Here is a 19,561-nt window from a genome sequence, read left to right on the forward strand (position 1 = left end):
CGCCGATGACCTCCACCTCGCTCAAGGACAAACGGAGCGGTCCCGGCCCCGACCTCTCGCCCCCGCCCGCCGACGCGGCGCGGGGGCGGGCCAGGCGGCGGGCGCTCAACTGGCTGACGGCGGTCGCCTTCCAGGTGCCGGCGCTGGTGCTGTTCGGCGTCCTGGTGCTGCTGCCGGTCCTGTTCGCGCTGTACGCCGCCTTCTTCCGGTGGGGCGGCTTCGGCATGCCCTCGGACTTCATCGGCTTCGAGAACTTCACCCGGCTCCTGGACGACCCGGTCTTCCTCGGGGACCTGTGGCGCTGTCTGCTCCTGGTCGTGCTGTCGCTGGCGCTGCAACTGCCGTTCGCGCTCGCCATGGCCGTCGCCCTCAACCAGCGCATGCGCGGCCGGGCCGTGTACCGGATGCTCTTCTTCGCGCCGTACGTGCTCTCCGAAGCCATCACCGGCGTGTTGTTCAGCATGATCTTCGCGCCGGGCGACGGCCTCGCCGACGAGATCCTCGACGGCGTCGGCCTCAGCGGTCTGGGCGGTGAGTGGTTCGCCGATCCCGACATGGTGATGGCGACCCTCTTCCTGGTCATGACCTGGAAGTACTTCGGCTTCCACATGATGCTCTACCTGGCCGGACTCCAGGCCATTCCGAAGGAACTGCACGAGGCCGCGCTGATCGACGGCGCCGGACCCTGGCAGCGCTTCCGCAACGTCACCCTGCCGCTGCTCGCGCCCACCCTGCGGATCAGCGTGTTCCTGTCCGTCATCGGCGCGATCCAGCTCTTCGACCTGGTGTGGGTGGTCACCGCGGGCGGCCCCGACCACCACTCCGAAACCATGGCCGTGACCATGTTCCAGTACGGCTTCAAGCGCTACCAGGTCGGCTACGCCAGCGCGATCAGCGTGGCCATGTTCCTCATCTGCCTCGTCTTCGCCCTGGCCTACCAGCGGTTCGTGCTCCGCCGCGACCTGGAAGGCGCGACCACCACCATGCGGGGAGGCAGCAAGTGACGATCCGACGGAACAACCGAGGGCGCACGCTGCCGCTGCACCTCCTGCTGATCACGGTCGGCGCGCTGATGGGCGTACCCCTGCTCTACGCGGTCATCTCCGGCTTCAAGTCCACCGACCAGCTCTCCAGCAACCCCATCGGGCTGCCCGACCCGTGGGTGACCGGCAACTACACCGCCATCCTCGCCGACGGGGACTTCTGGCGGATGGTCGGCAACAGCACCCTGATCGCGGTGGCCACCACGGTGCTCGTCGTCGCGGCCTCCGCGCTCGCCGCCTTCTCCTTCGCGCGGTTCGCCTTCCGGGGGCGGGAGGTGCTGTTCACCGTGTTCACGATCGGGCTGATGTTCCCCTTCGCGGTGGCGGCCCTGCCGCTGTTCCTGCTGCTGCGTTCGATGGACCTGCTGGACAACCCGCTCGGGGTGATCCTGCCGCAGGCCGCCTTCGGACTGCCGATGACGATCATCATCCTGCGGGGCTTCTTCCGGCAGATCCCCGGCGAGCTGGAGGAGGCGGCCACCCTCGACGGCTGCGGGCCGCTCGGGTTCTTCTGGCGGGTGCTGCTGCCCATGGCGCGCCCCGCGCTCGGCACGGTCTCGGTGCTCGCCGTGGTCACCAGCTGGAACAACTTCTTCCTGCCGCTGCTCGTGTTCAACGAGCCCACCTGGTGGACCATCCCGATCGGCGTCCAGCAGTTCCAGGGCCAGTACTCGCAGGACGTGGCCCGCGTCTTCGCCTACCTCGTCCTCGCCATGGTCCCCGCCCTGGCCTTCTACTCCGTCGCCGAGCGCCAGCTCGTCGGCGGCCTCACCGCCGGCGCCACCAAGGGATGACCCGCGCCCGCGGACGTACGGCTCGCCCACTGTTCTCTGTTTCGTGAGGAGTCGCACCATGCGCAAGAACCGTCTCAGACTGGCCGGCGTCCTGGCCGCCGTGCTGGTCGCCGTCACGGCTCCGGCCGTGCAGGCCAAGGACGAGCCGCCCACGCTCGCCGAACTCGCCCAGCGCCACGGCCGCTACTTCGGCAGCGCCACCGACAACCCCGAGCTGACCGACGCCCCCTATGTGTCGCTCCTCGGCAGCGAGTTCGACCAGATCACCCCCGGCAACGGCATGAAGTGGTACGCCACCGAGCCCCAGCAGGGTGTCTTCGACTTCTCCGCCGGCGACGAGGTCGTCAACCTCGCCCGCGCCAACCACCAGAAGGTCCGCGGCCACACCCTGGTCTGGCACAGCCAGCTGCCCGACTGGCTGACCAGCCGCGAATGGAAACCGCGCGAGCTGCGGGCCGTGCTGAAGAAGCACATCCAGACCGAGGTGCGGCACTACCGCGGCAAGGTCTTCGCCTGGGACGTCGTCAACGAGGCCTTCAACGAGGACGGCACCTACCGGGAGACGATCTTCTACAAGACGCTCGGCCCCGGCTACATCGCCGACGCACTGCGCTGGGCCCACCAGGCCGACCCGCGCGTGAAGCTGTACCTCAACGACTACAACATCGAGGCGATCGGCCCGAAGAGCGATGCCTACTACAAGCTCGCCAAGAAGCTGAAGGCCCAGGGCGTGCCGCTGCACGGCATCGGTCTCCAGGCCCACCTCGCCCTCCAGTACGGCTATCCGACCACACTGGAGGACAACCTCCGCCGCTTCTCCCGGCTCGGCCTGGACACCGCGCTGACCGAGGTCGACATCCGCATGTACCTGCCGGCGGACGAGGAGAAGCTCGCCACCCAGGCCGAGTGGTACCGCGACGTGACCAAGGCCTGCCTCGCGGTGCGCCGGTGCGTCGGAATCACCCTGTGGGACTACACGGACAAGTACTCGTGGATCCCGGCGTTCTTCGAGGGCGAGGGCGCAGCCCTGCCCTGGGACGAGGAGCTCAGGCCGAAGCCTGCGTACTACGCGATCCGGGACGCGCTGAAGTAGGGCTCACCGCACGGCTGGTGGTGCGGTGCTCGCCCGCACCACCAGTTCGGTGCCCAGCTCCACCCGCGGTGAGTCCGGCCGTTCCCCGGCGGCCAGCCGCAGGACCGTGCGGACGGCGAGCTTGCCCATGTCCGCGAGCGGCTGGCGCACGGTGGTCAGCGGCGGCGCCGACCAGCGGACCTCCGGAAGATCGTCGAAGCCGACCACGCTCATGTCCTCCGGCACCCTGAGACCCCGCCGGCGCAGCGCCTCGATCGCGCCGAGCGCCATCTGGTCGCTGGCCGCGAACACGGCGGTCGGCGGCTCGGGCAGGTCCAGCAGCGCCGTACAGCCCGTGCACCCGGACTCGGGGCGGAAGTCGCCGGGCACCACCAGGGAGTCGTCCACCGTGATGCCCGCGCCCTCCAGGGCCGCCCGGTAGCCGTCGAAGCGGGCCCGCGAGCACAGCAGCCGCGGCGGCCCCGCGATCAGGCCGATCCTGCGGTGGCCGAGGGCCAGCAGATGCTGGGTGGCGGCCAGCCCGCCGGCCCAGTTCGCGGCGCCGATCGTGGGTACGTCGAGCACGGGGGAGCCCGCCGGGTCGACCACCACCAGCGGTACGCCCAGCGCCCGCAACTCCTCGTGCAGGCCCGGCTCCAGCGCCGAGGTGACGAGGACGACCCCGTCGGAGGCGCGCGCCCGGAGATTGCGCATCCACTCCCGGGCGTCGCCCGACCGCCCGTGGATCGCCGACACCACGATGCCGACGCCGGCCGCGTGCGCCACCTCCTCCACCCCGCGGATGATCTCCACCGCCCAGGGGCTGTCGAGGTCGTTGAAGACGAGGTCGAGGAGGGCGGCGCTCTGCCCGGAGCCCGCGGGGCGCCTGCGGTAGCCGTGCAGGCGCAGCAGTTCCTCGACGCGCGCCCGGGTCTTGGGCGACACGTCGGACCTGCCGTTGACCACCCGTGACACGGTCGGCACCGAGACGCCGGCCTGGCGCGCGATCTCCGTGATGGTGACCTTGCCCCCGGGATCGGTCTCCTGTGCTGTCAACTCCCCACCTCCGTCGACCTGCTGTCGAAAACTTCCAGAAGTCTTCCGGAAAGTGGGGGGTGGTGGGAAGTCCGTCCGGACATGCGTCGGGGCCGGTGCGCAGAGCGGGTCTGCGAGCCGGCCCCTGATTCACCGGGCGGCTCGACGGGCCGCCCGGACGGCCTGCTTAGGCCGCGGTCACCACCTGGTCGGCGCCCAGCGGGCGGTGCGGGGCGATGATCCGGCCGTCGGGCAGCAGCTCACCGGTGTCCTCGAAGAGGAGAACGCCGTTGCACAGCAGACTCCATCCCTGCTCCGGGTGGTGCGCCATGAGGCGCGCGGACTCCCGGTCGGCGGAGGCTGCGGACGGACACGGTGGCTGGTGCTGGCACATGGGTGGGATCTTCCGCTCTGATGTGATGTTCATGGCCTGCCCCCGTTGTGATAAGTCGGCTCGAACCCAGTGTTGCCCTACGGGCGTCAATCCGCAGGGATTTCGGAGCACCGCTTCTCACAGGTTGAGGACGCATCACCCGCGCGGACGGTTCAGTCCAACCGCACTGTCACTTCGGATGGTTCGGGATGGCCGGATGGGGCTAGTCCGTACCGGCCAAAGGCTCGTGGGAGCGCTTTTGTGCTCGTACGAGCGGAGCGTACGAGCGGCTCGTGCGGGTGGACAGTGTCGTACCCCGCGACCGGGGCCTCCGGCGGCGGGGTACGGGGTGGCGCGAGGGGCTTCAGGCCGGTGAGCCGAGGAGTCGTGCCGGGGTCACCCGGAGCGTGAGTACCGGGAGCAGGTCGGCGGCCCGGTGCGGCCGGTGGGCGGCGATGCCGGGCGGGGCCGGGGCCAGGGGGACGAGCAGGTCGGTGGGTGCGGGATGGCCGGTGGTGGCGTCGGCGGCGCAGTCGCCGTGCAGCCACAGCGTGAGCATGTACAGGCCGGGGATGGACAGCAGGCGCGGCTGGTAGGGCTGTGCCATCGTCTCGGCCTGGCGCAGCGCGCGCTCGGTGGAGGCGATGTAGGGGCCCTCGAAGAAGTGCGAGAACGCCCAGCCGTCGGGGGTCAGCCGGGTCTCGGCGGCGGCCACGGCGCGGTCGCCGCAGCGGATCAGGAAACGCCAGCCGGCCAGCCGGGCGGCGGAGGGGCTCGTCGCGGTGATGTCGTCCAGGACATGTACCGGCAGTGGCAGTTCGGGTGTGGCGGGTCCCTGGGGGGTGCGCAGGGAGGGGGTTCGGGCCTCGCGGACCGCGGTGGGAGACCCGAGTGCGGTGAGGACGGAGCGCAGTGCGGGGGCGGGAGCCGGGGGGACATGCAGCGGCATGGTGGGTCGCCTCTCTCATTCGACAGGCACGGTGGCGCGAGGGCGGGGCGGACGGCGCTGTCAGCTCGCGGGGGTGCAGAGGTGATGGTCGAGGCCCGGGAACGTGGGTGCGCGTGAGGCCTGCCGCACGTCATCTCCTACGGCAGGTTCTCCGAACGGGCATCAACCTTCTGCCTTGTTCGCGGAGTTTATACGACAAGTGTTCAGTCGGTGTTTCGTCTAGCCGTTTCCGGCCCACTCGGCAAGGGCGTATTCGGTCGGCGACACGCGGGAATCATCCCGATTCCGGGCGGGCGGGGAGGTGGTGACCTCGGAAAATGCGCGAGGCGCGGTCGGCCAATTCTCGTCGGCGTTTTTCACGAGATCGTGCACCACTCGAAACGGCGTTGTGCTCCATGCCCGGCGAATGTGCCGCCGGTCACGTGCCACAGCGTAGCGGGCGACTGGTCCGTCCGGGACGTTATCGATCGCTTCGGCTGGGCATCATCCCATCCGGACCCGGGACGCCGGCGGCCGGATCGCCGGTCCGCCCATTCGAGGAGGGACACTTCGATGGGGGAGAAGGTCGTGGCAGGCCGGTTCGACCTGTCCGATCGGCAGCTCTACCGGGACAAGCTCCGGCAGTGCCTGACGGGCCTGGAGCGACTCCTGGCGCAGCAGCGGTTCGATCGCCCCAAGAATCTCATGGGGCTCGAGATCGAATTGAATCTCGCCGGAGCCGACGGCATGCCGAGAATGTTGAATGCACAGGTTCTCGAGCGGATCGCGAGTCGCGATTTCCAAACAGAACTCGCCATGTTCAATCTGGAAGTGAACATAGCCCCACACCGGCTGGGTGGTCGGGTATTCGACCGGCTCGCCGAGGAACTCCGCACCTCCTTGGCATATGCCGACCGGAAAGCCGGGGAGCTGGACGCGGGAATCATGATGATCGGCATTCTGCCGACGCTCGACCGGGACGACCTGGTCTCCTCCAACCTCTCCGCCGTCGACCGCTACACGCTGCTCAACGACCAGATCGTCGCGGCCCGCGGCGAGGACTTCGTGCTCGACATAGCCGGTGTGGAGCACCTCAACTGCACCTCGAAGTCCATAGCGCCCGAGGCGGCCTGTACCTCCGTCCAACTGCACCTCCAGGTCACCCCGGCCCGCTTCGCCGACGTCTGGAACGCCGCGCAGGCCGTCGCCGCCGCCCAGGTCGCGGTCGGCGCCAACTCGCCCTTCCTGTTCGGCCGGGAGCTGTGGCGTGAGTCCCGGCCCCCGCTGTTCCAGCAGTCCACCGACACCCGCCCGCCCGAGCTCCAGGCCCAGGGGGTACGCCCGCGCACCTGGTTCGGGGAACGGTGGGTGTCCTCCGTGTACGACCTCTTCGAGGAGAACCTGCGCTACTTCCCGGCCCTGCTGCCGATCTGCGGCGACGAGGACCCGCTGCGGGTGATCGACGAGGGCGGTGTCCCCACGCTCGCCGAACTCGTCCTGCACAACGGCACCGTCTACCGCTGGAACCGCCCGGTCTACGGCATCGCCGACGGCGTCCCGCACCTGCGCGTCGAGAACCGCGTCCTGCCCGCGGGCCCCACCGTCACGGACGTCGTCGCCAACGCGGCCTTCTACTACGGCGTCGTCCGCGCCCTCGCCGAGGAGCCGCGCCCGGTGTGGACCCGGCTGCCGTTCGAGGCGGCCGCCGCCAACTTCGACGCCGCCTGCCGGTACGGCATCGACGCCCGACTGCGGTGGCCCCGGCGCGGTCGGCACGGCGGTACGGCGGAGGTCGACGCCGTGAGCCTGGTGCGCGAGGAGCTGCTGCCGCTGGCCGAGGCCGGCCTGGACGCCTGGGGCGTCGAGCCCGCCGACCGGGACCTCTACCTGGGTGTGATCGAGGAGCGGTGCCGCCGCCGCTCCAACGGTGCCTCCTGGCAGTCCGCGACCTTCCGCCGTCTCCTGGAACAGGGGCTGTCCCGCCAGGCCGCCCTGGCCGCCACGACCCGGCGCTACCGCGAGCTGATGCACCAGGGCGAGCCGGTCCACACCTGGCCGGTGGGGCTGCCGGAGCCGGTGCCGCTGGGGTGAGGGGGCGCGGCTCGGCGCGTCGGTCCGGTCGGGGCTGTTTGGGGTTCGTGCGGGGGTGGGGGTGTGGCCGGGTGTGCCGGTTTGGTTGGGGCCGCCTGGGGGTTCGTGCGGGGGTGAGGGTGTGGCCCGGTGCGCCGGTTCGGTCGGGGCTGTTTGGGGTTCGTGCGGGGGTGGGGGCGTGGCCGGGTGTGCCAGTTCGGTCGGGGCTGCCTGGGGGTTCGTGCGGGGGTGAGAGTGTGGTCCGGTGTGCCGGTCCGGTCTGGGCAGCTGCGTATGTGCGCGGGGGCGTCTGCCTCGATCGCATCGCCCGGGTGTCCGTACGGGGGTCGCTGCCGCCCGCCTCATACTGGTCGGGCAAGCTGTGACGTCCGTGACGGTGGTGCCCCTCCAGGTCGGCCCCCTGTCACAGAGGATCTTCGTGAGTTCTGTCGGGCCCCTGGCGGGGCGAGGACGGGGCCGGATTTCTCAACTGGAGGCAGGTGTGCAGGCGGAGGCGGGCCCGGCGGCCGGATCTTATCCGCAGGAGCGGCCCTCGCGGCGGATCCTCCGTGACGAGACGCTGCTCGTCCTGGGGCTCTCGCTGGGGGCGAGCGGTGTGTCCGCCCTGATCAGTTTTGTCGGATCGGTGACCAAGCCAGGAGGCCTCAAGGACCAGGCGGCCACCCTCAACGCCTCGGCCGCGCCCGGGCGCCCCTGGCTGGATCTGGCCTGGCAGCTCTTCGGGATCAGTACGGCGCTGATCCCCGTGCTCCTCGTCGCGCACTTCCTGCGGCGCGAGAACCAGAGCCTGCGGACCCTCGGCTTCGACCGCACCCGGCCCTGGCCGGACCTCGGCCGCGGCGCGGCGATCGCCGCAGTCATCGGCAGCTCCGGCATCGCCTTCTACCTGGCCGCACGGGGCCTCGGCTTCAACCTGACGGTGGTGCCCGAGGCGCTGCCCGAGGTCTGGTGGAAGTACCCCGTCCTGATCCTGTCCGCGCTGCAGAACTCGATCCTCGAAGAGGTCATCGTCGTCGGCTATCTGCTGCGCCGGCTCGACCAGTTGGGCTGGACGCCCGGCGCCGCGCTGCTGGGCAGTTCCGTGCTGCGCGGCTCGTACCACCTCTACCAGGGCATCGGCGGCTTCATCGGCAACATGGTGATGGGCGTGGTGTTCGTCTACCTCTACCGCCGCTGGGGCCGGGTGGGCCCCCTGGTGGTGGCGCACTCGCTGCTCGACATCGGCGCCTTCGTGGGCTACGCGCTGCTGGCCGGCAAGGTGGGGTGGCTGCCGACGGCGTGACCGGTGGGGCAGGGGGCGTACGGCGTCGTCGTACGCCCCTTTTCGTGCCCCTGGGTACTCAGGCCGTCAGCTCTCCGTCGATGACCGTCACCGCGCGGCCGCTCAGCAGGGTGCGGTCGCCGCGCAGCTCGGTGTGGACCCGGCCGGAGCGCGGGGAGGCCTGGAGTCCGGTGAGCTCGGCGCGGCCGAGGCGCTCGGACCAGAACGGGGCCAGCGCGGTGTGGGCGCTGCCCGTGACCGGGTCCTCGTCGATGCCGACGTTGGGGAAGAAGCAGCGGGAGACGAAGTCGTAGCCCCGGGAGGGGCCCTCGGCGCGGGCGGTGGCGATGATGCCGCGTTCGGAGAAGGCGCCGAGTGCCTTGTGGTCCGGTGTCAGGGCGTGGACCGTCTTCTCGTCGGCGAGCTCGACCAGCAGGTCACCCACGTTCGGGCCGGTGTCGAAGGCGGACAGCGGCCGGGCGCCCAGCGCGTCGGCGACTCCGGCCGGGACCGGGGCCGGGGTCAGCGGGGCCGTCGGGAAGTCCAGGGTGAAGGAGCCGTCGGCGCGGGGCGTGGCGACGAGCACTCCGCTTCGGGTGGCGAACCGCACCGGGCCCTCATGGGCGCCGGTGACGTGCAGGACATGGGCAGTGGCGAGCGTGGCATGGCCGCACATCGCCACCTCGGTGGCGGGCGTGAACCAGCGCAGCGCCCAGTCGGCCTCCGAGTCCTCGGACAGCCGGTGGGCGAACGCGGTCTCGGCGTGATTGACCTCCATGGCCACCTTCTGGAGCCAGTCGTCCGCCGGGAAGGCGTCGAGGAGGAGGACTCCGGCCGGGTTCCCGGAGAACGGGCGATCGGTGAAGGCGTCGACGATTCGGATGCGCATGGCCCGACGGTAGAGGGCCGGGAAAGTCGCAGGCCAAGGCCAATGGGGAGGGTCTGGACCGACTTGGTCGGGCGGTCGCTCCGGTCTGACTCTTGCCGTACGACGTATTCCGATATATCGTTGAGGCATCGCGACTGATCAACGACTGAATGGAGTGATGGCGATGCGTAGCCATGGATTCGAACGTGGACACGGTGGTGCCGGTCGTCAGGGCCGTGGTGGTTTCGACGGGCGGCGTGGTGCCTTCGGGCCGTTCGGGCCCGGTGGGCCCGGTTTCGGCGGGCCGGGCTTCGGGCCGGGCTGGGGCCCCAGGGGGCGCGGAGGGCCCAGGGGGAGGGCGCGGCGCGGAGACGTACGTGCCTCGATCCTCGCCCTGCTCAAGGACCGGCCGATGCACGGGTACGAGATGATCCAGGAGATCGCCGAGCGCAGCGGCGGGGCGTGGAAGCCCAGCCCCGGCTCGGTGTACCCCACGCTGCAGCTGCTGGAGGACGAGGGGCTGATCATCAGTGAGAGCGAGGGCGGCAAGAAGCTGTTCTCGCTCACCGAGGCCGGGCGCGCGGCGGCCGACGAGGGGCCCGAGGCGCCCTGGGAGGAGGCCTCGCGCGGGGTCGACTGGGAGGCCGTGAACGACATACGGCAGGCCGGCTTCGGTCTGACGGAGGCCTTCGGCCAGGTCTGGAAGACCGGCAGCAAGGAGCAGCGCGAGAAGGCGCTCGCCGTCGTCAACGAGGCCCGCAAGAAGCTGTACCTGATCCTCGCCGACGAGGACTGACGGCCCGGCGCCCCGCGGATCACTCCGCGGGGCGCCTTCGTCGTACCGCCGTCAGGTCACCAGTGCGGCCAGTTTGCGCAGCGACTCGTTCAGGGCCGCCGTCCCCGAGTCCTTGAGGCGGCCTGCCATCAGGGATACCGCGGCGCCGGTGAACTCGCCGTCGATGCGGACGGTCGTGGCGTCGCCGTCCGGTGTCAGGGTGTAGCGCGTGGCGACGCTCACGGCCATGGGGCCCTTGCCGCGCAGGGCCATCACCCGGGCCGGCTCCAGCTCCTCGATCGTCCACTCGACCTCGGCCGGGAAGCCCATCAGCTTCATGTTCTCCTGGAAGGTGCCGCCCACTTCGAGGGCCGTCGGGCCGCCCTGCGGGAAGCTGGTGTGGGTCGCGTTCCACTCGCCGTACGCAGACCAGTCCGTGAGCTGTGCCCACACCTTGTCGGCCGGTGCCCCGATACGTGCCTCCGCGCTGACTTCGGCCATGCGACCACCTCTTCGTCTCGGGCTGTGGTGTCGCGGAACGTAGCCGCAGCGCCCGGAACATTCAATACTGATGAACCGTCAGGAAGGGTGGGTCCGCGAGTGGGCCGGCGTCCTCAGCCGACGAGGTGTATCACTGCCGCATCGAACAGGTCCCACGCGCGCGGGAAGGTGCTCTCGTCGTGGCAGTGCCAGGCGTCCCAGAACAGGTCGGCGGGCAGTGCGTCCTCCGGGGCATAGACCCGGTAGACGTACTGTCTGCCGTCGACGGCCGGTAACGCCACCAGCCAGCACCTGCTCTCCATACCCGTGTTGGACGGACGAGGGCGGCCCACGGTTGCGCGCGGGGCGCGTGGCAAGTGGGCGCGCGCCCCGGGGAGAAAACGGCGTGATCTCCTCCCCAAGGAGGAGATTCCGGCCCGTCGGGTCCACTCTGTGTGGGACGCGAGAATGCATCCCTCCGGGGATGACCCGGCGGCAAGAGGCTGATGAGGTGGGGATGTGCAACCCCGTATCCCCCGCCAGCCGGCCCGTGACCAGGTCGGACGGCGCCCGGAAGACGATGCCAGGCTCAGTGCCGAGCTGGCAGCGGTGATCTCCGGCGCGCGCCGCCGTGCGGTGCGGGACGCGGACCGTCAGATCGACACGGCCCATCTGCTGCACTCCCTGCTGGAGTACGACCCCGAGGTGCGTGCCGTGTTCGACGGTGCCCCGCAGATCGCCCGGCTGCTCGGCTATCTCGTCCAGCGCAGCATCGGCTACGGGCTGCGGTGGCAGAGCAGCGTCGAGGACTCGGGGGCCGTGCCCGTGGTGACCGAGGTCGAGGGGTTCTCGCCGCTGGCCGCGGGGGCGATGGAGTACGCCTGCGAGCGCGCCGCACACCGGGGTGACGAGTCCGCCCGCGGGGTCGACCTGCTCGCCGCGATCGTCGTGGACAAGGAGGCGCGGGCGGTGGAGGTGCTCGCCCGCGCCGGGATCGACCCGGGCGAGGTGTTCGAGCGCGTCGACAGGCGGCCCGACGAACGGGTGGAGCCCGGCTGCTGAGCCTGGCGAGCGCGTGTGGCTGCAGGGCGTGCCGGACGGGTGGAGCCTGGCGAGCGTGTGCGGCTGCGTGGCGTGGCGGGCGGGTGGAGCCTGGCTGCTGAGCCTGGCGAGCGTGTGCGGCTGACGGGTGTGACGTGCGCGTGGCGCCCCGCTGCTGAGCGGGCCCGGTGTCGTCCAGCCGGTGAGACAGGTGTCATTGGGGGTGACGGTCATGTCGTCCCCTGTCATCATGTGCCGGTGCGTACGTCAGAGAGCAGTCAGGGCGGCCGGGGAAGGGGCATGGGGCTCGGCCTCGCCCTGGTCTCCGCGCTCGCCTTCGGTGGGTCCGGTGTCGCGGCCAAGCCACTGATCGAGGCGGGGCTCGACCCGCTGCACGTGGTGTGGCTCAGGGTGGCCGGCGCGGCCCTGGTGATGCTGCCGCTCGCCGTGCGTCACCGCGCCCTGCTGCGCCGCCGTCCCGCGCTGCTCGCCGGGTTCGGACTGCTCGGCGTGGCCGGCGTCCAGGCCTTCTACTTCGCTTCCATCTCCCGCATCCCGGTAGGCGTCGCGCTGCTCGTCGAGTACCTCGCTCCGGCGCTGGTGCTCGGCTGGGTGCGGTTCGTGCAGCGGCGGCCGGTGACCCGTGCCGCCGCTCTCGGGGTGGTCCTCGCGGTCGGCGGCCTCGCCTGTGTCGTCGAGGTCTGGTCCGGCCTCGGCTTCGACGCCCTCGGCCTGCTGCTCGCCCTCGGCGCCGCCTGCTGCCAGGTCGGCTACTTCGTCCTGTCCGACCAGGGCAGCGACGCGGCCGACGAGGCGCCGGACCCGCTCGGCGTCATCGCCTACGGCCTGCTCGTCGGCGCCGCCGTGCTGACCGTCGTGGCCCGCCCCTGGACCATGGACCGGTCCGTCCTCACCGCCACCGTCGACATGAACGGCACCCCGGTCGCGGCCGGAGCGCTGCTGGCCTGGATCGTGCTCGTCGCCACGGTCCTCGCCTACGTCACCGGCGTGGTCTCGGTGCGCCGGCTCTCTCCGCAGGTCGCGGGCGTCGTCGCCTGCCTGGAGGCGGTCATCGCGACCGTGCTCGCCTGGGTGCTGCTCGGCGAGCACCTGTCGGCACCGCAGATCATCGGCGGCGCGGTCGTCCTCCTCGGCGCCCTCATCGCCCAGTCCACGGCCCCCTCCAAAGGGGCGGCGGAGCCGGTCGCGAGCGGTGCCGGGAGTGCCGGGGAAAAGGAGTTGTCCGTCCGTGGCACCGCGTCCTAGGGTCGCGATCATGCACGCGTACACGCTCGTCCTTCCGCCGCCGGCCGCCTAGGCGGGCGTCCGGTCGTCACCCCGGCATGCCGCCGGGGTGACCGGTGCTGCCCGCAGACGCAGTCCGCGGACCCCGCCGAGCGGGCGTCCTTCCGATCTTCTGCGTATCTGCGGAGAGAACGCGTGTCGCACACTTCTTCCGGCCTGCCCATCGGGCGAGGCCTCCTCTGTCTGATCGTCGCCGGTGTCGCCTGGGGCACCGCGGGCGCGGCCGCCTCCCTGGTCTACCGGACCAGTGACATGGGGCCCGTCGCCCTTTCCTTCTGGCGCTGCGCGACCGGACTCGCGCTGCTGCTCGCCGTCCACCTGCTGCGACCGCGTACGGTCGCGGCCCGGCCGGCGCCGCGCGGCCGGCGGCTCCGGCGGGCGGGCGCCACGGGCGTCGGGCTGGCCGTCTTCCAGACGTCCTACTTCGCCGCCGTCGAGGTCACCGGCCTCGCGGTGGCCACCGTCGTCACCCTCGGCGCCGGTCCCGTGCTCATCACGCTGGGCGCCCGGCTCACCCTCGGGGAGCGGCTCGGGCGGGGCGGCCTGGCCGCCGTCGCCGGAGCGCTCGCCGGACTGGCCGTCCTCGTGCTCGGCGGCGGGGGCGCGACCGTGCGCCCGTTCGGCGTGCTGCTCGCGCTGGTCTCGGCAGCCGGATACTCCGTCATGACCCTGCTCGCCCGCCACTGGGGCGGTGACGGCGACGTCTCCGGGGCGACGGTGGGGGCGTTCGCGGTCACCAGCCTGTGCCTGCTGCCGTTCGCGCTGGCCGAGGGGCTGCTGCCGCAGACCGCGGAACCGCTCCGGCTGGTGGGGCTGCTGGCCTACATCGCGGCCGTGCCCACGGCGCTCGCCTACGCCCTCTACTTCGCGGGCGCCGCGGTCGTACGGTCCGCCACGGTCTCGGTGATCATGCTGCTGGAGCCCGTCGCCGCGGCGGGGCTCGCCGTCGTCCTGCTCGGTGAACGACTGACCGCCGCCACGCTGGCCGGCACCCTGCTGATGCTGGGGTCGGTCGCCGGGCTGGCGGCGGCGGAGACGCGCCGCGCGGGGCAGCTCACAGTGTCCTGACGAGGTACTCGGGGACCTCGGTGCCCGGGGCGAGGCCGGCGTCGGCGACGGGTGCGTCGTAGCCCTTGCGCAGGGGGACGACGCCGGCCCAGTGCGGGAGCGCGAGGTCCTCGGGCTCGTCGTTGACGCCGCCGGTGCGGAGCTTGGCGGAGACCTCGTCGAGGTCGAGGCGGATGACGGCGGTGGCGGCCAGTTCCTTCTTGTTGGCGGGCCGGGAGTCCGCGGAGCGGCCCGGTACGACGTGGTCGACCAGGGCGTCCAGGGCGATCCGCTTCTCCTCGGGGTCCGTCACCTGGTGGGCGACGCCGTGCACGACCACCGACCGGTAGTTGATCGAGTGGTGGAAGGCGGAGCGGGCCAGGATCAGCGCGTCGACGTGCGTGACGGTCAGGCAGACCGGCAGCCCCGGGTCGGCCTGGCCCGTCATCCGCAGCGGGCGCGAGCCGGTCGAGCCGTGGACGTAGAGGCGGTCGTCGACCCGGGCGAACAGCGTCGGCAGTACCACCGGCGCGCCATCCCGGACGAAGCCGAGATGGCAGACGTAGGCCTCGTCGAGTATCGAGTGCACCAGATCCTTGTCGTAGGCGGCCCGCTCGGCGGCGCGGGTGGGGACCGTGCGGTCGGTCGGCGTGTAGGTGGCGGGCTGTGACGTCGGTTGCCGGGTCTCCTGCATTGCACTCTCCATTGCACTAGTGCATACTCTTGTTTGTGCTAGGAGGATATCGGATCACAGGTCGGCGCGCTGCGGAGATTTCGGCGAGCGTCGAGGCGGCGGTGGGGTCGGGCGAGCTGGCGCCCGGGCAACTGCTGCCGCCCATGCGGGAGTTGGCGGTCGAGCTGGGAGTGAACCCCAACACCGTCGCCGCCGCGTACCGCATCCTGCGCGAGCGCGGGGTCATCGAGACCGCCGGGCGGCGGGGCAGCCGGGTGCGGCCCCGGCCCGCGACCACCGGGCGCGAGTACGTCAGGGTCGACGTGCCCGAGGGAGTGCGCGACGTGGCCGACGGCAACCCGGACCCGGCGTTGCTGCCGCCGCTGGCCGGGGTGTTCGCGGCCGCGGCGGAGGAAGCCGACCGGCATCCGGTGCTCTACGGCGACGAACCCGTGGACCCCGCGCTGGCCCGTATCGCGCGGGCCGAACTGGACGCGGACGGTGTGCCGGACGGACCCCTCGCCGTCTCCTCCGGCTCGCTCGACGCCATAGAACGCGTCCTCGCCGCCCATCTGAAGCCAGGTGACACCGTCGCCGTCGAGGATCCCGGCTGGGGCAGTGTCCTCGACCTGATCCCGGCCCTCGGCCTGCGCGTCGCCCCCGTCGGCGTCGACGACGACGGACCGCTTCCCGACGACGTCCGCCGCGCCCTCGACGCCGGGGCGCGCGCCCTGATCGTCACCGACCGGGCGCAGAACCCGACCGGCGCCGCGGTGAGCGCCCCACGCGCGCGCGTGCTGCGATCCGTCCTGCGCGAACACCCCGACACCCTGCTCATCGAGGACGATCACGGTCACGCGATCGTCGACCAGCCCCTGCACCCGCTGGCCGGCACCACCCGCCACTGGGCCTTCACCCGCTCCGCCGCCAAGGCCTACGGCCCCGACCTGCGGCTCGCCGTGCTCACCGGCGACGCCGTCACGCTCGACCGGGTGCGCGGCCGGCAGCGGCTCGGGCCCGGCTGGGTGAGCCGGATCGTCCAGCGCGCGCTGGTGCGGCTGTGGAGCGAGGGTGCGGTCGACGCGAAGGCGGTGGCCGCGGCGTACGGCCGACGCCGCGACCTGCTGATCGACGCGCTCGCCGCGCGGGGGATCGAGGCCCGGGGGCGCAGCGGCATGAACGTGTGGATCCCGGTCCCGGACGAGACGGGGGCCGTCGCGCGGCTGCTGCACGCGGGGTGGGCGGTGGCGCCGGGGGCCCGCTTCCGGATGGGGGCACGGCCCGGCATCCGCGTCACCGTCTCGACGCTCACCGAGGGGGAGACGGTTGCCCTGGCGGACGCGGTGGCCGCTGCGGCGAGGCCGGTGCCGGGGCGTGGTGGGGTGTAGGGAGGCGGGTTTGATTTTCCGACCCGCCGCGCGTTGCGGGGGCCGACGATCCGGGTCCGGATTTCCGACCCGCGTCCAGCTGGGCGTCAGCTCAGCGGTCAGCGGCTAGGTACTGCGCTGCAAGATCCGCGCGCCCTCCGCGGGGCCGTCGTGCCCCGGTGCGCCGCTGCCGCGCTCCCGCGGCCGGAGCTGCGTCAGTGCCGCTCCCGCCAGGACGATCGCCGCGCCTACCGGTGTCGACCAGGTCAGGGACTCGCCCAGCAGGGTCACGCCCGCGGCTGTCGCGATGACGGGGATGAAGTAGGTGACCATCTGGGCCGTCGTCGGGCCGACCTCGGCGACCAGGCCGTACTGGAGGAGTACGGCGAAGCCGGTGCCGAGGGCGCCCAGGGCGGTGACGGCGAGCAGGGGCAGGAGTGGGAAGGCGGTGGGGACGGAGGTGAAGAGCGGGGTGACGACGGCCAGTTGGAGCGTGGCGAGCAGCAACTGGGCCCCGGTCAGGGACAGGTGCGAGCGCCCGGACCCGGCGAGGGTGCGGCGGACGTAGATCCAGCCGATCGGGTAGCTGAGCGAGGCCAGCAGGGCCATGCCCGTGCCCCTGGCGTCGAGGCCGGTGAAGCCCTGCCAGGCGCCGAGCACCGTCAGGACGCCGAGGAAGCCCAGGCCGAGGCCGGCGACCCGCAGCCGGGTGGGCCGGTCCTCCGAGAGGGCGACGAGGGACAGGGCCATGCCCCACAGGGGTGAGGTCGCGTTGCAGATGCCCGCGAGCGTCGACGGGATCGTCAGCTCCGCGTAGGCGAACAGCGAGAACGGCAGGGCGTTCAGCAGGAACGCGGCGACCGTCAGATGCGCCCAGGTGCGCGTCCCGCGCGGGAGCCGCTCCCGCTTCACCGCCATCGCCACCGCCAGCACCGCCGTACCGAACAGCAGTCGGCCGAGGGTGACCTGGAACGGGGCGTAGCCCTCGGTGCCCACCTTGATGAGCAGGAAGCTGAAGCCCCAGATCAGGGAGAGGGCGGCGAAGCGCAGGCGCCAGTCGAGCGCCGCGCGGGGAGCGGTGGCGGTGGTCATGGGATCACCTTGCGGCCCCACAACTTCGTAGCACAAGCGAGAATTCTCGAGCCATATCTCGTAGCATTGCTTACATGTTGAACCTGGAGCGCCTGCGCACCCTGGACGCCCTCGCCCGGCACGGCTCGGTCAGCGGCGCGGCCGAAGGGCTGCACGTCACGACGTCCGCCGTCTCCCAGCAGATGTCCAAGCTGGAGCGCGAGGTCGGCCAGCAGCTCCTCGCCAAGAACGGCCGGGGCGTGCGCCTCACGGACGCAGGCCGGCTGCTCGCCGAGCACGCGGCGCGGATCCTGTCCCAGGTCGAGCTGGCACAGTCCGATCTGGAGGCGCAGCGCGGGCAGGTGGCCGGCGAGCTGAGACTGTCGGCCTTCCCGACCGCCGCGCGCGGACTGTTCCCTACGGCCCTGGCCGCGCTGCGCGCTCAGCACCCGGCGCTGCGGCTGCGCTCGTGCGAACTGGAACCGGAGAACGGCGTCGCCGGAGTGGTGCGCGGCGATCTCGACCTCGCCGTGGTGCTCGACTGGTACAACAAGCCGATGCCGCTGCCGGACGGCCTGGTCAAGGCACCCCTCCTGGACGACCCCGCCGACGTGGCGATGCCGGTCGGCCACCGGTTCGCGGGCCGGGACGAAGTGGACCTCGCCGAGTTCGCCGAGGACGAGTGGATCACCTGGGGCCAGGGCGAGTTCTGCCACGAGTGGCTGATGTTCACGCTGCGCTCCAAGGGCATCGAACCGATCGTCGGCCACCGCGCCGCCGAGACCCACACCCAGCTCGGCCTGGTCGCCGCGGGCCTCGGCGTCTGCGTCGTCCCGCTGCTCGGCCGTCACCCGATGCCCGCCGAGGTCGTCACCGTGCCGCTCAAGCAGCGGGTGCGGCGGCATGTGTACGTCGTCTGGCGCGCGGACGCCGACCGCCGCCCCTCGATCCGGGCGGCGGTGAAGGCGCTGCGGGCGGCGGGGGAGCGGGTCGGGGCCAGGGGGTGAGGGGGCGGGAAGACGGCCGTCCACATGCCTCGTGGTCCCCCGGGACACGTCCTACAGGGGCGCCAGCTTCCTGAAGTCCCAGGACACGACCTTGGTGGGGGTCAGCCGCAGCCAGGCGTGCCGGCCGTCGTGCGGCATCTCCTCCAGGCCGAAGTTCTTGCGGGCGAACAGCGTCTCCGGGACGTCGAGTTCGGCGCACAGCTCCCCGGTGCGGGGGCACTCGCCCACGAACTCGACGGTCCCCGACAGCTCGACGCCGCGCAGCTCGTCGTACTGCTCACCGCTGTCGATCGCGACCGCCACCCGGGGGTCGCGCCGCAGGTCCGCCCAGCGTTTGCTGCGCACCACCGAGTACAGCCAGAGCGAGCTCCCGTCCCAGGCGAACCACAGGGCGCTCACGTGCGGTGAGCCGTCCGCGGACACCGTGGCCAGCCGACAGGTGCGCTGGGTGGTCAGAAACTCGTCCAGTTCGCCGGGTGTCATCATGATCTTCCGGCCCCGGCGCTGAGTGGCGGTCATACGGCCCCCTCTTCTCCCACGTCGTGCCAGAGAAGGGCCTCCCCGATGAGGAGATCCTCTGACATCACGTCAGAAAAGGATGGGTCGTCTTCCGCCGTCGCGCAATGGTGGCTAGTCTCGCCCGCCCCACACCGTCGGCGCCCAGGGGGGAACCATGCCGTCGAACGACCAGCTCAGCGAGCTCCTCCGCCCGGACCGCACCGTGCTGCTCACCGTCGAGTGCCAGCAGGGCGTCGTCGGACCGGACGCCGCCCTGCCCGAACTCGCCCGGCAGGCCCGCTCCTCGGGCGCCCTGGCCAACGTCGCCCGGCTGGTGGAGGTGGCCCACCGGACCGGTGTGCAGGTCGTCCACGCCGTCGCCGAGCGCCGCCCCGACGGACGCGGCGCGAACCGCAACGCCCGCCTGTTCCGCGCCGCCGAACGGCTCCCCGTCCGGCAGCTCTCCGGCACCACCGCGGTCCGCGTCGCCGCGCCCATCGAGGTCACCGGGGAGGACTTCGTCGTACGACGGCTGCACGGGCTGTCGCCGATCCAGGGCACCGACGTCGACGCCCTGCTGCGCAACCTGGGCTGCCGCACGCTGGTCGTGACCGGGGTCTCGGCCAACGTGGCGATCCCGAACGCCGTGTTCGACGCCGTGAACCGCGGCTACACCGTGGTCGTGCCCACGGACGCCATAGCCGGGGTTCCCGCCGAGTACACCTCCGCGATGATCCGGCACACGCTCGCCCTGGTCGCCACCCTGGTCACCACCGACGAGGCGATCGGCGCGCTGAGGCGGTCGCGCGGCCGGGTCGGCCCGGCGTGATCG

Annotated in this window: 21 protein-coding genes; 12 read left to right on the plus strand and 9 right to left on the minus strand. The window is 71.9% G+C overall.

Going from position 1 to position 19,561, the window contains the following annotated elements; translation table 11 throughout:
- The first annotated feature begins 5 nt into the window (after nucleotides 1–5).
- The 3 genes from ICC28_RS38030 to ICC28_RS38040 all read left to right on the plus strand — a co-directional run bounded on the left by ICC28_RS38030 (nucleotide 6) and on the right by ICC28_RS38040 (nucleotide 2,930).
- On the plus strand, nucleotides 6–1,004 hold the full coding sequence (locus ICC28_RS38030) for a carbohydrate ABC transporter permease (protein WP_188293425.1): 999 nt from the start codon (nucleotides 6–8) through the stop codon (nucleotides 1,002–1,004).
- A gap of 68 nt (nucleotides 1,005–1,072) precedes the next feature.
- Entirely contained in the window at nucleotides 1,073–1,837 is a 765-nt protein-coding gene (locus ICC28_RS38035) for a carbohydrate ABC transporter permease (protein WP_223190632.1), read from the plus strand.
- 58 nt (nucleotides 1,838–1,895) lie between these two features.
- A complete protein-coding gene (locus tag ICC28_RS38040) occupies nucleotides 1,896–2,930 on the plus strand; it encodes an endo-1,4-beta-xylanase (RefSeq protein WP_188293427.1) in 1,035 nt (344 codons plus the stop codon).
- 3 nt (nucleotides 2,931–2,933) lie between these two features.
- On the opposite strand, the gene ICC28_RS38045 is transcribed toward ICC28_RS38040, so the two are convergent.
- The 3 genes from ICC28_RS38045 to ICC28_RS38055 all read right to left on the minus strand — a co-directional run bounded on the left by ICC28_RS38045 (nucleotide 2,934) and on the right by ICC28_RS38055 (nucleotide 5,266).
- Nucleotides 2,934–3,965 carry a LacI family DNA-binding transcriptional regulator gene (locus ICC28_RS38045; protein WP_188293428.1) on the minus strand — a complete coding sequence of 344 codons (1,032 nt, stop codon included), beginning with the start codon at nucleotides 3,963–3,965 and terminating at the stop codon, nucleotides 2,934–2,936.
- Between the two features lie 166 nt (nucleotides 3,966–4,131).
- Nucleotides 4,132–4,338, minus strand: a complete 207-nt coding sequence (locus ICC28_RS38050; protein ID WP_188293429.1) for a DUF5999 family protein — start codon at nucleotides 4,336–4,338, stop codon at nucleotides 4,132–4,134.
- A gap of 343 nt (nucleotides 4,339–4,681) precedes the next feature.
- The gene (locus ICC28_RS38055) at nucleotides 4,682–5,266 is read right to left on the minus strand and encodes a hypothetical protein (RefSeq protein WP_188293430.1); all 585 of its coding nucleotides are present in this window, start codon (nucleotides 5,264–5,266) and stop codon (nucleotides 4,682–4,684) included.
- A 552-nt stretch (nucleotides 5,267–5,818) separates the two neighbouring features.
- Between ICC28_RS38055 and ICC28_RS38060 the strand changes: the two genes are divergently transcribed.
- Both ICC28_RS38060 and ICC28_RS38065 read left to right on the plus strand, forming a co-directional pair.
- The gene (locus ICC28_RS38060) at nucleotides 5,819–7,336 is read left to right on the plus strand and encodes a glutamate-cysteine ligase family protein (RefSeq protein ID WP_188293431.1); all 1,518 of its coding nucleotides are present in this window, start codon (nucleotides 5,819–5,821) and stop codon (nucleotides 7,334–7,336) included.
- A gap of 481 nt (nucleotides 7,337–7,817) precedes the next feature.
- Nucleotides 7,818–8,618 (plus strand): CPBP family intramembrane glutamic endopeptidase, encoded by an 801-nt coding sequence (locus tag ICC28_RS38065; RefSeq protein WP_188293432.1) that lies wholly within the window; start codon nucleotides 7,818–7,820, stop codon nucleotides 8,616–8,618.
- 58 nt (nucleotides 8,619–8,676) lie between these two features.
- Here the strand turns inward: ICC28_RS38065 and ICC28_RS38070 are convergent, their stop codons facing one another.
- The gene (locus ICC28_RS38070) at nucleotides 8,677–9,486 is read right to left on the minus strand and encodes a PhzF family phenazine biosynthesis protein (protein ID WP_188293433.1); all 810 of its coding nucleotides are present in this window, start codon (nucleotides 9,484–9,486) and stop codon (nucleotides 8,677–8,679) included.
- Between the two features lie 163 nt (nucleotides 9,487–9,649).
- On the opposite strand from ICC28_RS38070, the gene ICC28_RS38075 reads away from it, so the two are divergent.
- Nucleotides 9,650–10,261, plus strand: a complete 612-nt coding sequence (locus ICC28_RS38075) for a PadR family transcriptional regulator (protein ID WP_188293434.1) — start codon at nucleotides 9,650–9,652, stop codon at nucleotides 10,259–10,261.
- Nucleotides 10,262–10,312: 51 nt separating this feature from the next.
- Here ICC28_RS38075 and ICC28_RS38080 read toward each other — a convergent pair whose 3' ends face one another.
- Both ICC28_RS38080 and ICC28_RS38085 read right to left on the minus strand, forming a co-directional pair.
- Nucleotides 10,313–10,741 carry an SRPBCC family protein gene (locus ICC28_RS38080; protein ID WP_188293435.1) on the minus strand — a complete coding sequence of 143 codons (429 nt, stop codon included), beginning with the start codon at nucleotides 10,739–10,741 and terminating at the stop codon, nucleotides 10,313–10,315.
- A gap of 113 nt (nucleotides 10,742–10,854) precedes the next feature.
- The gene (locus tag ICC28_RS38085) at nucleotides 10,855–11,022 is read right to left on the minus strand and encodes a hypothetical protein (protein WP_317454174.1); all 168 of its coding nucleotides are present in this window, start codon (nucleotides 11,020–11,022) and stop codon (nucleotides 10,855–10,857) included.
- Nucleotides 11,023–11,239: 217 nt separating this feature from the next.
- Between ICC28_RS38085 and ICC28_RS38090 the strand changes: the two genes are divergently transcribed.
- The 3 genes from ICC28_RS38090 to ICC28_RS38100 all read left to right on the plus strand — a co-directional run bounded on the left by ICC28_RS38090 (nucleotide 11,240) and on the right by ICC28_RS38100 (nucleotide 14,134).
- Nucleotides 11,240–11,782, plus strand: coding sequence for a Clp protease N-terminal domain-containing protein (locus ICC28_RS38090; protein WP_188293437.1), 543 nt, complete (start codon nucleotides 11,240–11,242; stop codon nucleotides 11,780–11,782).
- A gap of 231 nt (nucleotides 11,783–12,013) precedes the next feature.
- On the plus strand, nucleotides 12,014–13,027 hold the full coding sequence (locus ICC28_RS38095; protein WP_188293438.1) for an EamA family transporter: 1,014 nt from the start codon (nucleotides 12,014–12,016) through the stop codon (nucleotides 13,025–13,027).
- Between the two features lie 174 nt (nucleotides 13,028–13,201).
- A complete protein-coding gene (locus tag ICC28_RS38100; RefSeq protein WP_188293439.1) occupies nucleotides 13,202–14,134 on the plus strand; it encodes a DMT family transporter in 933 nt (310 codons plus the stop codon).
- Here ICC28_RS38100 and ICC28_RS38105 read toward each other — a convergent pair.
- Nucleotides 14,121–14,807, minus strand: coding sequence for a pyridoxamine 5'-phosphate oxidase family protein (locus ICC28_RS38105; protein ID WP_188293485.1), 687 nt, complete (start codon nucleotides 14,805–14,807; stop codon nucleotides 14,121–14,123). The genes ICC28_RS38100 and ICC28_RS38105 overlap by 14 nt on opposite strands.
- 35 nt (nucleotides 14,808–14,842) lie before the next feature.
- Here ICC28_RS38105 and ICC28_RS38110 point away from each other — a divergent pair, with 35 nt between their 5' ends.
- Complete coding sequence (locus ICC28_RS38110) at nucleotides 14,843–16,174, plus strand: aminotransferase class I/II-fold pyridoxal phosphate-dependent enzyme (RefSeq protein ID WP_188293440.1); 1,332 nt, start codon at nucleotides 14,843–14,845, stop codon at nucleotides 16,172–16,174.
- A gap of 105 nt (nucleotides 16,175–16,279) precedes the next feature.
- Here ICC28_RS38110 and ICC28_RS38115 read toward each other — a convergent pair whose 3' ends face one another.
- The gene (locus ICC28_RS38115) at nucleotides 16,280–17,245 is read right to left on the minus strand and encodes a DMT family transporter (protein ID WP_188293441.1); all 966 of its coding nucleotides are present in this window, start codon (nucleotides 17,243–17,245) and stop codon (nucleotides 16,280–16,282) included.
- 74 nt (nucleotides 17,246–17,319) lie between these two features.
- Here ICC28_RS38115 and ICC28_RS38120 point away from each other — a divergent pair, with 74 nt between their 5' ends.
- Nucleotides 17,320–18,231, plus strand: coding sequence for a LysR family transcriptional regulator (locus ICC28_RS38120; RefSeq protein WP_188293442.1), 912 nt, complete (start codon nucleotides 17,320–17,322; stop codon nucleotides 18,229–18,231).
- A gap of 51 nt (nucleotides 18,232–18,282) precedes the next feature.
- On the opposite strand, the gene ICC28_RS38125 is transcribed toward ICC28_RS38120, so the two are convergent.
- Nucleotides 18,283–18,750, minus strand: coding sequence for a pyridoxamine 5'-phosphate oxidase family protein (locus ICC28_RS38125; protein ID WP_188293443.1), 468 nt, complete (start codon nucleotides 18,748–18,750; stop codon nucleotides 18,283–18,285).
- Nucleotides 18,751–18,904: 154 nt separating this feature from the next.
- Between ICC28_RS38125 and ICC28_RS38130 the strand changes: the two genes are divergently transcribed.
- A complete protein-coding gene (locus tag ICC28_RS38130) occupies nucleotides 18,905–19,558 on the plus strand; it encodes a cysteine hydrolase (RefSeq protein ID WP_188293444.1) in 654 nt (217 codons plus the stop codon).
- Nucleotides 19,559–19,561: the final 3 nt, after the last annotated feature.

Origin of the sequence: Streptomyces sp. TRM68416 (assembly GCF_014596915.1) — a bacterium.
Classification (GTDB): Bacteria; Actinomycetota; Actinomycetes; order Streptomycetales; family Streptomycetaceae; genus Streptomyces.